Source organism: Streptomyces sp. NPDC088147 (assembly GCF_044741565.1).
Classification (GTDB): domain Bacteria; phylum Actinomycetota; class Actinomycetes; order Streptomycetales; family Streptomycetaceae; genus Streptomyces.
In genome coordinates this window covers 737,186-748,961 of record NZ_JBIUSY010000001.1, presented here as the reverse complement: position 1 = coordinate 748,961, position 11,776 = coordinate 737,186, and the positions used below count along the sequence as shown (strand labels likewise).

6 protein-coding genes are annotated in these 11,776 nt (G+C 71.7%); 2 read left to right on the top strand and 4 right to left on the bottom strand.

The window, feature by feature from the left end; genetic code table 11:
• The first annotated feature begins 13 nt into the window (after positions 1-13).
• Both ACIOGX_RS02690 and ACIOGX_RS02685 read left to right on the top strand, forming a co-directional pair.
• Entirely contained in the window at positions 14-6,181 is a 6,168-nt protein-coding gene (locus ACIOGX_RS02690; protein ID WP_401909677.1) for a type I polyketide synthase, read from the top strand.
• 134 nt (positions 6,182-6,315) lie between these two features.
• The gene (locus ACIOGX_RS02685; RefSeq protein WP_401759183.1) at positions 6,316-7,500 is read left to right on the top strand and encodes a cytochrome P450; all 1,185 of its coding nucleotides are present in this window, start codon (positions 6,316-6,318) and stop codon (positions 7,498-7,500) included.
• 89 nt (positions 7,501-7,589) lie between these two features.
• Here ACIOGX_RS02685 and ACIOGX_RS02680 read toward each other — a convergent pair whose 3' ends face one another.
• From ACIOGX_RS02680 to ACIOGX_RS02665, 4 genes are all read right to left on the bottom strand, one after another.
• The gene (locus ACIOGX_RS02680; protein WP_401909675.1) at positions 7,590-7,790 is read right to left on the bottom strand and encodes a ferredoxin; all 201 of its coding nucleotides are present in this window, start codon (positions 7,788-7,790) and stop codon (positions 7,590-7,592) included.
• A gap of 53 nt (positions 7,791-7,843) precedes the next feature.
• Positions 7,844-9,019 (bottom strand): cytochrome P450, encoded by a 1,176-nt coding sequence (locus ACIOGX_RS02675; RefSeq protein ID WP_356509708.1) that lies wholly within the window; start codon positions 9,017-9,019, stop codon positions 7,844-7,846.
• A gap of 64 nt (positions 9,020-9,083) precedes the next feature.
• A complete protein-coding gene (locus ACIOGX_RS02670) occupies positions 9,084-10,139 on the bottom strand; it encodes a DegT/DnrJ/EryC1/StrS family aminotransferase (protein WP_356509710.1) in 1,056 nt (351 codons plus the stop codon).
• Positions 10,140-10,150: 11 nt separating this feature from the next.
• A complete protein-coding gene (locus ACIOGX_RS02665; RefSeq protein WP_401759178.1) occupies positions 10,151-11,599 on the bottom strand; it encodes a glycosyltransferase in 1,449 nt (482 codons plus the stop codon).
• Positions 11,600-11,776: the final 177 nt, after the last annotated feature.

The following is an 11,776-nucleotide window of genomic DNA, read 5'->3' as shown; positions in this document are numbered from 1 at the left end:
AGGTTCACGGACGATGCCGGACGAAAAGAAACTCGTCGAATACCTGAAGTGGGTCACGACGGATCTGCACCAGACCCGCCAACGACTCGAAGAGGCCGAATCCGGCCGTCACGAACCGGTCGCCATCGTGGGGATGGGATGCAGGTTCCCGGGCGGGGTCCGGTCCCCGGAGGACCTGTGGGCGCTGCTCGCCGACGGCCGGAGCGCCATCTCCGGATTCCCCGACGACCGCGGCTGGGACCTGGACGTACTCGCGGGCGGCGGAGAGGGAAGCAGCGCCACCCAGGAGGGCGGCTTCGTCCACGACGCGCCGCGGTTCGACCCGGGCTTCTTCGACATCTCGCCGCGCGAGGCCCTCGCCATGGACCCGCAGCAGCGGCTGCTCCTGGAGGTGGCCTGGGAGGCCGTCGAGCGCTCCGGCATCGACCCGGCCACCCTGCGCGGCAGCAGGACCGGGGTGTTCGTCGGCACCAACTCCCAGGACTACGCGCACCTGGTGCTCGCCTCGCGCGACGACATGGGCGGCTACGCGGGCAACGGCCTCGCGGCGAGCGTCCTGTCGGGCCGGCTCTCGTTCGTCCTCGGACTCGAAGGCCCCGCGGTCACGCTCGACACCGCGTGCTCGTCCTCGCTGGTGACCCTGCACCTCGCCGCGCAGGCCGTACGCAACGGCGAATGCGCGCTGGCGCTGGCCGGCGGGGTGACCGTGATGGCGACCTCCTCCAGCTTCGCCGGGTTCAGCGTCCAGGGCGGCCTGGCCGCCGACGGGCGCTGCAAGGCCTTCTCGGACGCGGCGGACGGCACCGCCTGGTCCGAGGGCGCCGGCCTGCTGGTCGTCGAGCGGCTGTCCGACGCCCAGCGCAACGGGCATCCCGTCCTCGCGGTACTGCGCGGCAGCGCGGTCAACCAGGACGGCGCGTCCAACGGGCTCAGCGCGCCCAACGGCCCCTCCCAGCAACGGGTGATCCGCCAGGCGCTGGCCGGCGCCGGGCTCTCCCCGTCCGATGTGGACGCGGTCGAGGCGCACGGTACGGGCACCACCCTGGGCGATCCGATCGAGGCGGGCGCCCTGCTCGCCACCTACGGCCAGGACCGCGAGCCGGACCGCCCGCTGTGGCTCGGCGCGGTCAAGTCGAACATCGGACACACCCAGGCGGCGGCGGGAGTCGCGGGTGTCATGAAGGTCGTGCTCGCGCTCCGCAACGGCGTGCTGCCCAGGACGCTGCACGTGGACGCGCCCTCCTCGCACGTGGACTGGACGGCCGGTGACGTACGGCTGCTGACCGAACCGGTGGCGTGGCCGGAGGGCGACCGGGTGCGCCGCGCCGGGGTGTCGTCGTTCGGCATCAGCGGCACCAACGCGCATGTGGTCATCGAGCAGGCGCCGCCCGCCGGGGCGGCGGACGAGCCCGAGCCGGAGCCCGCCATCACGCCGAAGGCCGTGCCCTGGCCGGTGTCGGGCCGCGGCGGGGCCGCGCTCGACGCACAGCTGGACCGGATCCGCGCCTTCGCGGACGCGCCCGGCGGCGACCCGCTCGACATCGGCTTCTCGCTCGCCACGACCCGCACCGCCTTCGAGCACCGCGCGGTGCTGCTGGCCACCCCCGGCACCGGGGACGGGGCGCCCGTCGAGGTGGCGCGCGGGACGTCGGGCAAGGGCGCGCTCGCCGTGCTCTTCTCCGGGCAGGGCTCGCAGCGCATCGGGATGGGCCGGGAGCTGTACGCGCGCTTCCCCGTCTTCGCGGAGGCCCTGGACGCCGTACTGGCCCAGCTGGACGGCGCGTTGAACCGTCCGTTGCGCGAGGTCGTCTGGGGCGACGACGCGGACGCGCTGAACGACACCGGCCGCACCCAGCCCGCCCTGTTCGCCGTCGAGGTCGCGCTGTACCGGCTGCTTCGCTCCTGGGGCGTCACACCGGACTTCCTGGCCGGCCACTCCGTCGGTGAGATCACGGCCGCCCATGTGGCCGGGGTGTTCTCGCTGGAGGACGCCTGCCGGCTGGTCGCCGCACGCGCCCGGCTGATGCGGGCGCTGCCCGCCGGGGGCGCGATGGCCGCCGTACGGGCCACCGAGGACGAGATCACACCGCTGCTGACCGACCGGGTGTCGGTCGCCGCGGTCAACGGCCCCGACGCGGTGGTCGTCTCCGGCGACGAGGCCGCGGTGCTCGACCTCACGACCCGGCTGGCGGCCGACGGCCGCAAGACCACCCGGCTCGCGGTCAGTCACGCCTTCCACTCGCCGCTGATGGAGCCCATGCTCGACGCGTTCCGCGAGGTGGTGGCGGGGCTGTCCGCCCAGGAGCCGGCCGTACCGGTCGTCTCGAACCTGACCGGCGAGGTGGCCACCACCGGCGAACTCACCGACCCCGGTTACTGGGTCCGCCATGTCCGCGAGGCCGTGCGGTTCGGCGACGGCGTCCGCACGCTCGCCGGACGCGGCGTACGGACCTTCCTGGAGCTGGGCCCCGACGCGGTGCTCTCCGCCCTCGTACCCGAATCCGTCCAGGACCCGGCCGTCACGGCGCTGCCGTTCCTGCGCGCGGACCGGTCCGAGGAGACCACGGCCGTCACCGCGCTCGCCGCGCTGTACACGCGCGGTGTCGCGGTGGACTGGGCCGGGCTGTTCGCCGGCACCGGCGCGCGCCGGGTGGAGCTGCCGACGTACGCCTTCCGGAGCGAGCGGTACTGGCCCACGGTCCGCGCGGTCGGCGGCGACGCCTCGGGGCTCGGCCTGGTGGCCGCCGCGCATCCGCTGCTCGGCGCCGCCGTCACGATCGCCGAGTCGGACGAGATCGTGCTGACCGGCAGGCTGTCGGCGCAGTCGCATCCGTGGCTGGCCGACCACCGGGTCTCGGGGAGGACCGTGCTGCCGGGCGCGGCCTTCGCGGAGCTGGCGATCCGGGCGGGCGACCAGGCGGGCCTGGACCGGGTCGCGGAACTGACGCTGCCCGCACCCCTCGTACTGGCCGGACGCGACGCGGTCACCGTGCAGGTACGGGTGGGCGCGTCGGACGACTCCGGCAACCGGACGCTGACGGTGCACTCCCGCCCCGCCGACCGCGACACGGACGGCTGGACGACGCACGCCCGAGGTGTGCTCACGTCCTCCGGGCAGGCCGAGGAGCCCGGCGGCTTCGACACCTCCGTATGGCCGCCGCGCGACGCCAAGCCCGTCGCCCTGGACGGACTGGACGCACGGCTCACCGCCGCCGGCCTGGAACACGGGCCCGTGTTCCAGGGCCTGTCGGGCGTCTGGCGGCGCGAGGGCGAGATCTACGCGGAGGTGGCGCTGCCCTCGGCGGCCGAGGACGCCGGCGCGTTCGGGATCCACCCGGCACTGCTGGACGCCGCCGTCCGCGCGGCGGGCTGCCTGGCCCCCGACGGCGCGTCCGCCGCCGTCCCGGTGTCCTGGAGCGGACTGACCCTGCACGCCGCCGCGGCCTCCGCCCTGCGCGTACGGCTCACCGCGACCGGCCCGGACGAGGTGGCGCTGAGCGCGGTCGACGCGACGGGCGCTCCGGTGCTCTCGGCCGACTCCCTCGTCCTGGGCCCGCCCTCCGGCGAGCCCCGCCGGGCCACGTCCACGGCCGGCGGCAGCGAGCGCGGCTCGTTCCTCACCCTCGACTGGGTGCCCGTCCCCGAGCAGGAGGCCGCCACCGGCACCCGCTGGGCGGTCGTCGGCGTCGACGAACTCGACCTGGGCTACGCGATGCACCGCGCCGACGAGACCGTCAGCGCGTACGCCGAGTCCCTGACCGGCGCGGTCGGCGACAGCGGTGTCGCCCCCGATGTCTTCCTGGTGCCCGTGGTCGGCGACCCGGCGGCGGCCGGACCCGAGTCGGTGCGCGCCCTCACCACCTTCGTCCTCGGCCTCCTCCAGGAATGGCTGGACGAACCGGCGCTGGCACGCGCACGGCTGGTCTTCGTCACCCGGGGCGCCGTCGCCGTCGACGGCGAGGACGTCAGGGACATGGCCGCCGCCGCGGTCTGGGGCCTCGTCAGGTCCGCGCAGACCGAGAACCCCGGCAGCTTCCTGCTGGTCGACATGGACGACGCGTTCCTGTCGGCGGGGGTCCTGCCCGGACTGCTCGGCCTCGACGAACAGCAGCTGGTCGTGCGCTCCCACACGGTCAGGGCCGGCCGTCTCATCCGGCTGCCCGAGAACGACGAGACCCCCGCGGCCGGCGGCGCGGCGCGCCCCTGGGACCCCGAGGGCACCGTCCTGATCACCGGCGGGACCGGCGGCCTCGGCAAGGAACTGGCGCGCCATCTGGTCGCCGAGCACGGCGTACGGCATCTCCTGCTGGCCAGCAGGAGCGGCCAGGACGCCCCGGGCGTGCCCGAACTGCTCGCCTCCCTGGCCGAGCGGGGCGCCGAAGCCTCCGTGGTCTCCTGCGACCTGGGCGACCGCGCGTCGGTGACCAAGCTGATCGCCGGTGTGCCCCGGGAACATCCGCTCACCGCCGTCGTCCACACCGCCGGTGTGCTGGGCGACGCGCTCACCGGCTCGCTGACGCCGGAGCTGCTGGAGCGCGTACTGCGGCCGAAGGTGGACGCCGCCTGGTACTTGCACGAGGCGACCCGCGGCCTCGGTCTGGCCGCCTTCGTGCTCTACTCCTCCGTCTCCGGTGTGCTGGGCGGCCCCGGCCAGGGCAACTACGCCGCGGCCAACGCCTTCCTGGACGCCCTCGCCCGGCACCGCAGGAGCCAGGACCTGCCCGCGGTCTCCCTCGCCTGGGGTCCCTGGGGCCGGGGCAGCGGCATGACCAGCCATGTCAGCGCCGCCGACCTGGAGCGGATGGCCCGGGGCGGCATGCCTCCGCTGGCCATCGACGAGGGTCTGGCGCTCTTCGACGCCGCGCTCGTCCGGAACCTGGCCACGGTGGTCCCGACCCGGATCAATGTCGCCGGACTCCAGGAGCAGCAGGCCCTGCCCGCGCTGTGGCGGGAGCTGGTGCCCCGTACCCGCCGCTCCGCCGCCGCGGCCGACCGCTCGCCCGTCACCCTGCGCGAGCGGCTGCGGCTGCTGGCCGCCGCCGAGCAGGAGGGCCTGCTCACCGAGCTGGTGGTGGGCTACTCCGCCGCGCTCCTCGGCCACCCCGACCCGAGCGGTGTCGACCCCGAACGCGGCTTCCTGGAGCTGGGATTCGACTCGCTGGTCTCCGTCGGGCTGCGCAACCAGCTCGCGGAGGCGCTCGGGCTGCGGCTGCCCAGCTCGGTGGTCTTCGACAACGCGACGCCCGTGAAGCTCGCCCGTTGGCTCCACGGGGAGCTGGCCGGGCAGCTGGCCGCCGGTGCCCCGGGCACCGCCGCCGGAGCCCCCGCCGCCGCGCGCGGCACCGTGAACCGGGACGAGACGCTGGAGGGCCTGTTCTACGCGGCGGTGAAGGCCGGGAAGATGGTCGAGGGCATGCGCATGCTGAAGGCGGTCGCCAACACCCGGCCGACCTTCGAGACCCCCGCCGACCTGGAGGAGCTGTCGGCGCCCGTCGTCCTGGCGGACGGCCCGAGCAGCCCCCGGCTGGTCTTCGTCAGCGCCCCGGGCGCCACCGGCGGCGTCCACCAGTACGCGCGCATCGCGGCGCACTTCCGCGGCAAACGGCATGTCTCCGCGCTGCCGCTCATGGGGTTCGCCCCCGGTGAGCTGCTGCCGGCCACGAGCGAGGCCGCGGCCCGCATCGTGGCGGAGAGCGCCCTGCACGCCAGCGACGGCGAACCCTTCGTCCTGGTGGGCCACTCGACGGGCGGCTCGCTCGCCTATCTGGCCGCGGGCGTGCTGGAGGAGACCTGGGGCATCCGCCCCGAAGCGGTGATCCTGCTGGACACCGCGAGCATCCGGTACCAGCCGGGTGAGGGCAAGGACCTCGACAGGACCACTCGGTACTACCTGGCCGACATCGACTCGCCGTCGGTGACGCTGAACAGCGCCAGGCTCTCCGCGATGGCGCACTGGTTCATGGCGATGACCGACATCGAGACGGTGCCCACCACCGCGCCGACGATGCTCGTGCGGTGTGTGGAGTCGCTGGACGGCTTCCTGTTCGACACCGCGGGCGTCCCCGCCGACGACATCCGCGAGATCCGCGCCAACCATCTGTCCCTCGCCAAGGAGCACTCCGCGCTGACGGCGCGGACGATCGAGGAGTGGCTCGGCGGCCTGCCCGACGGCGAGGCATGACCCCGGGCGGGGCCGGGCGGGGCGGTGGCCGTACGAGGCCGCCCCGCCCGGCCCCGCCCCCACAGGCGGCGGGGACCGGACAGGGACCTGGCACCTGCGCACCACCGACCGACCGTCCAGAGGAGAGACACCCCATGACCACATCCCGCGAGCTGCCGTCGCTCAGGGGCGTGCCCCCCACCGTGCTGCGGCTGAGCCCGCTGCTGCGCGACCTCCAGACCCGGAGCCCCGTCTGCAAGGTGCGTACCCCCGCGGGCGACGAGGGATGGCTGGTGACCCGCCACGCCGAACTCAAGGAGCTGCTCCGTGACGAGCGGCTGGCACGCGCGCACCCCGACCCGGCGAACGCCCCGCGCTATGTCCGGAACCCGTTCCTGGACATGCTCGTCAGCGACGACGCCGAGCTGGCACGTAAGCTGCACACCGAGACCCGCGCGATGCTCACCCCGAACTTCTCGGCCCGGCGCGTGCTCAATATGATGCCGAAGGTCGAGGCCATCGCGGAGAGCCTGCTGGAGGGCTTCGTCGCCCAGGGGCCGCCCGCCGATCTGCACGGCGGGTTCTCCCTGCCGTTCTCGCTGTCCGTGCTCGGTGAACTCATCGGTGTGCCCGCCGAGGACCGCGGCCTGCTCGTCACCCTGCTGTCCCGGATGGGCGGACTGGACGACCCGGACACCGTCCAGGACGGACAGCAGGACCTCTTCGGCTATCTGGTGGAGCTGGCGGGCCGCAAGAGGGCCGAGCCCGGCGACGACGTGATCTCCCGGCTGTGCGTGAACGAGCCCTCGGACGAGCGCATCGGTCCGATAGCGGCCGGGGTGCTCTTCGCCGGTCTGGAGGCCGTCGCCAGCCATATCGACCTCGGTGTCGTGCTGTTCGCCCTCTACCCCGGGCAGCGCGACGCGGCACTGGCGGACCCGAAGCTGATGTCGGGGGCCGTGGAGGAGATCCTGCGCGCGGCGAAAGCGGGCGGGTCGGTGCTGCCGCGGTACGCCACCGAGGACGTCGAGATCGGCGGGGTCACCATACGGTTCGGTGAGCTGGTCCTGCTCGACTTCACCCTCTCCAACTTCGACACCCAGGTCTTCGACGACCCGGAGCTGTTCGACATCACCCGCTCGCCCAACCCGCATCTGACGTTCGGTCACGGGATGTGGCACTGCATCGGCGCCCCGCTGGCCCGGATGCAGCTGAAGACGGCGTACACGCTGCTCTTCACCCGCCTGCCGGGACTGCGACTGGCCCTCCCGGTCGAGGAGCTCCAGGTGCTGGGCGGCCAGCTCTCGTCCGGCCTCACCGAACTGCCGGTCACCTGGTAGCACGGACCCGGTCCCGGCGGGACATCACCACGGGCTCTGCCCCCACCGCCGGTGGGGGCAGAGCCCGTGATGTGTGTGCGGCGCCCCGCTCAGTTCTCCGTGACGGTGATCGCCTGGGACGGGCAGATCAGCCCCGCCTGCCGCGCGGCCTCCCGCCCCGGCTCGTCCCCGGGCTCCTCCAGGACCATGACGATCCCGGAGTCGTCCTGGTCGAAGACATCGGGAGCCGACAGCACACACTGCCCCGCTCCCACACAGCGTTCGGTGTCCACGCTGATGTGAACCATCATTCCTCCGTCGGTTACCTGCGGTCGTGCGTCTTCCCTCACCTGCGCCGGCCGGTCTACCAGCGGACGGGCAGGGCGTGCAGCCCGTACAGCACTCCGTCGTACTTGAGCGGCAACTCCTCGATCGGAACGGCCAGTTCCAGCGTCGGGATCCGCTCGAACAGGGTCCGGTAGGCGATGTCCATCTCGACCCTGACCAGGTTCTGGCCCAGGCACTGGTGCACGCCGTAACCGAACGCCACATGCGAGCGCGCGGACCTGCCCGGGTCGAACTCGTCGGGGCGGTCGAAGACGGTCCCGTCGTGGTTGGCCGCGGCGACCAGCGGGATGATGCCCTCGCCCGCCCTGATGAGCTGTCCGCCGATCTCCACATCCTCGACGGCCACCCGGAAGGCGACCAGGTCGGCGACCGAGTAGTAGCGCAGCAGCTCCTCGACCGCCCGTTCGTCTCCGATCCACCGCGGGTTGGACAGCAGGGTGACGACCCCGAGCCCGATGTTGTTCGCCGTCGTCTCGTGCCCGGCGATCAGCAGCAGCATCGAGACACCGGACAGTTCCTGCTTGCTCAGCGTCCCCTCGGCCAGCAGCTGACTGATCAGATCGTCGCCCGGCCGCTTCTGCTTGATGGTGATCAGCCGGTTGAGATAGCGCAGCAGCGCCGTGGACGCGGCCTGCCGCTGCTCGTCCGTGGAGGTGAGCGTCACCAGCACCCGGGTCTTGGTCTCGAAGAAGTCCCGGTCGGCGTTGGGCACCCCGAGCAGACTGGAGATGACCAGGGACGGTACGGACAGCGCGAAGTCCGCGATCAGATCGGCGGTGTTGCCCGCCGCGAGCATCGCGTCGACGCGCTCGTCGACGATCTGCTGGATGGCCGGCCGCATCTCCCTGACCTTGCGGACGGTGAACTCCGGAATCAGCGTCCTGCGGAACCGTCCGTGCTCCGGCGGGTCCAGCGCCACGAACCAGCCGGGCACCTCGTCCTGGGACGGGACGCCGCCGGTCTTCGCCGCGCGGGGGAAGCCCGGGTGCGAGGGGTTGGAGCTGATCCGCGGATCGGTGAGGACCGTACGCACGTCCTCGTGCCGCGTCACCAGCCACACGGGGACCCCGGAGGGCAGTGTCGTACGAACCAGCCCGTCCTGCTCACGGAAGCCCTGGTACTCCGGCGGCGGAAAGGACTGGCCGGGCCGCCGCAGCGGGAAGGCGACCGGGCACCTGTCGGTAGTTGTCATCTTCTCAATTCCCCTGAGGATCGGAACGTCACAGGCCACGGCTCGCGGGTCGCGCGGATATGGCCTAGCCGCCGTAGAACTTGCGGATCTTTCCCGTGATGAACTCCTGGTCCTCCGCGGTGAGCCCGGTGTGGGTCGGGAGGTAGAAGCCGTCCTCGCTGAAGCGGCTGGCCTTCAGCGAGGGCCAGTCGGGGTGGAGGTATCCGGGCTGCCGGCTCATCGGCTTGAAGAAGAGCCGTGTCTCGACGCCCTCGTCGGCGAGGAAGTCCCGCAGCTCCTCCCGGCGTTCGGCGCGCAGGTCGTACATCCACAGCACATCGCGCGGCGGCATCAGGGTGATCCCGCCGATACCGCTCAGGCCCTCGTCGTACCGCCGCTCGATCTCCCGGCGCGTCTCCAGGATGGCGTCGAGCCGCTCGGTCTGCGCCAGGGCGACGGCCGCCTGCATGCTCGTCATACGGAAGTTGTAGGCCAGCTTCTTGTGCAGGAAGCTGTGGTCCTTGGTGAAGGCCATCGCCCGCAGATGCGCCATCTGATCGGCGAGACGCTTGTCGTCGGTGAGACAGATACCGCCCTCACCGGCGGTGATGATCTTATTGGCGAAGAGCGAGAAACAGGCGATGTCGGCGACCGGCCGCACTCCGTGCGCCTCGGCGGAGTCCTCCACGACCCGCAGGTTGTACTCATGGGCCAGATCCATGATCGTGTCCATGTCGCAGCGGCGGCCGTAGATGTGCACCGGCATGATCACCTTGGTGCGGGGGGTGATCTTCTCCTCGATCAGCGAGACATCGATGTTGAGATCGTCGCCGCAGTCCACGAAGACGGGCGTGGCACCGGTGTAGGTCACCGCCCACGCCGTCGCGATCATCGTGAACTCCGGGACGATCACCTCGTCGCCGGGGCCGACACCGAGGGCGCGCAGGGCCAGCGTGAGCGCCGTCGTACCGGACGAACAGGCGACGCCGTGCGCGATCCCGTTGTAGTCGGCGAACGCGCTCTCGAACTTGCGGACGTAGGGCCCCTGCGAGGAGATCCAGCCGCCGCTGACGGCGTCCGTCACATACTCGAGCTCACGCCCGCCGAGCCAGGGCTTGGAGACAGGATGGGTGTAGGACATGGAAGCCTCGATCAGTCGGTGGCGGGAGCCGGGTCGGAAAGGGCCGGGTCGGAAACGGCCGGGTCGGTGAGGGCCGGACCGGTGAGGGCGGGAAGGCCCAGGAGCAGATCCGCGGCGGCGGCGCGTCCGCCCGCGGCGCGCAGCAGCTTCGCGAAGTGCTCGGCACGCTCACGGAACGCGCTGTCGTCGAGCACCCTGGTGAGCTTGTCGAACACATCGTCCGGATCGACGGTCTCCGGACGGTCGAGGGTCAGACTGACCCCGAAGTCCTGGCCGCGGATGGCCTGGTCGTCGCAGTCGACCCAGAGCGGACGCACCACCAGCGGCTTACCGAAGTACAGCCCCTCGTGGTAGCCGTTGCCGCCGGCGTGCGTGAAGAAGACCTTGACGTTCGGATGGGCCAGCACATCGAGCTGGGACGGGACCCAGTTCTCGATCCTCAGATTGTCCGGCAGTTCATCCCGGGAGGGCAGCAACTCCTGCTGCTCCTTGGGGAGTTTCCACAGGACCGCGTGCTTGCCCGCCAGCCGCCGCGTCACATCCACCAGCGCCCCGACCTGTTCCTCGGTCAGCCGGGTGATCGTGCCGAACCCCATGTAGACCACGGATTCCTGGGCGTCGAGCCACTCGGAGAGCCCGTCGTCGTCCGGAGCCTGCGGCAGCGGCGGCACCATCGCGCCGACCAGCCGCATCTTCTCCGGCATCGGGAACGGATAGTCCAGCTCGGGCACCGAGTAGCAGAGGACCATCTCGGCATGGTCGATCCTGGCCATCATCTGGCGCGCCTCGGGCGCGATCCCCAGCTCCGCGCGGATCCGGTTGTCCTCCTCGACCACCTCGCGCACCGAGGACGTCATGAACATCCCCAGCGTCCGCAGCCGGAACAGCTGGTTCTCCACCCGCTGCGCGAACGTCATGTCCAGCGGCAGCCCCGAGTGCGGCACCGGGAAGCCGCGCGGGGTGTACGACGTGGCGAACGGCACATGCGAGGTGAGCACATTGCTCGGCACGAACGGCACGCCCAGCACGAAGGGGATCTTCTTCGTGATGGCCAGCTCGTACCCGAACTGACACATCGACTCGATGACCATCAGCGCCGGCTTCACCTCGTCGACGACGGCTTCGAGGCGCTTGTACTTCTCCACCCGCGACTCCGGCGCGAAGGAATGCTTGATGACCGCGCGATGCGCCTTGAACCGGGAACGCTGGGTCACCTCCCGGTACGTCTCGTCGTCCCAGGTGACGGCCGACATCTGCGACACCACATCACCCAGTGAAGCGAACTCCACGGGCGTTCCCGCTGTGGCCGCGCCGATATCGGAGCGCCCCTTTTCGTCGGTCGCGAACCACAGATCCTCCACCCCCCGGCGGGACAATTCCTCCGCCAGTACGAGCAGCGGGTTCAGAAGACCGCTTTCGGCATAGCTGACGAACAGGATCGGCCGCCGAATCGAGCCCATGGACAACACCCTTCGGAAGTGGCAGCCGGAGCGTTCGGTGCCACAGGTACCCACACGGCCGGTCGCCGGGTGGCCGCGCCGCGCGAGGAAGCGGAACAGTTACTTGGTCTCACACCACGTTCCGGAGAATCCCTAGTCTTCCGCGGTCATCCGCGCGGAACCGCCGAATTCCTTAGG

What these genes read in the sequence shown, in the direction of transcription:
- ACIOGX_RS02690 (WP_401909677.1), top strand. Translation starts at nt 14, where the DNA reads ATGCCGGACGAAAAGAAACTCGTCGAATACCTGAAGTGGGTCACGACG.
- ACIOGX_RS02685 (WP_401759183.1), top strand. Translation starts at nt 6,316, where the DNA reads ATGACCACATCCCGCGAGCTGCCGTCGCTCAGGGGCGTGCCCCCCACC.
- ACIOGX_RS02680 (WP_401909675.1), bottom strand. Translation starts at nt 7,790, where the DNA reads ATGATGGTTCACATCAGCGTGGACACCGAACGCTGTGTGGGAGCGGGG.
- ACIOGX_RS02675 (WP_356509708.1), bottom strand. Translation starts at nt 9,019, where the DNA reads ATGACAACTACCGACAGGTGCCCGGTCGCCTTCCCGCTGCGGCGGCCC.
- ACIOGX_RS02670 (WP_356509710.1), bottom strand. Translation starts at nt 10,139, where the DNA reads ATGTCCTACACCCATCCTGTCTCCAAGCCCTGGCTCGGCGGGCGTGAG.
- ACIOGX_RS02665 (WP_401759178.1), bottom strand. Translation starts at nt 11,599, where the DNA reads ATGGGCTCGATTCGGCGGCCGATCCTGTTCGTCAGCTATGCCGAAAGC.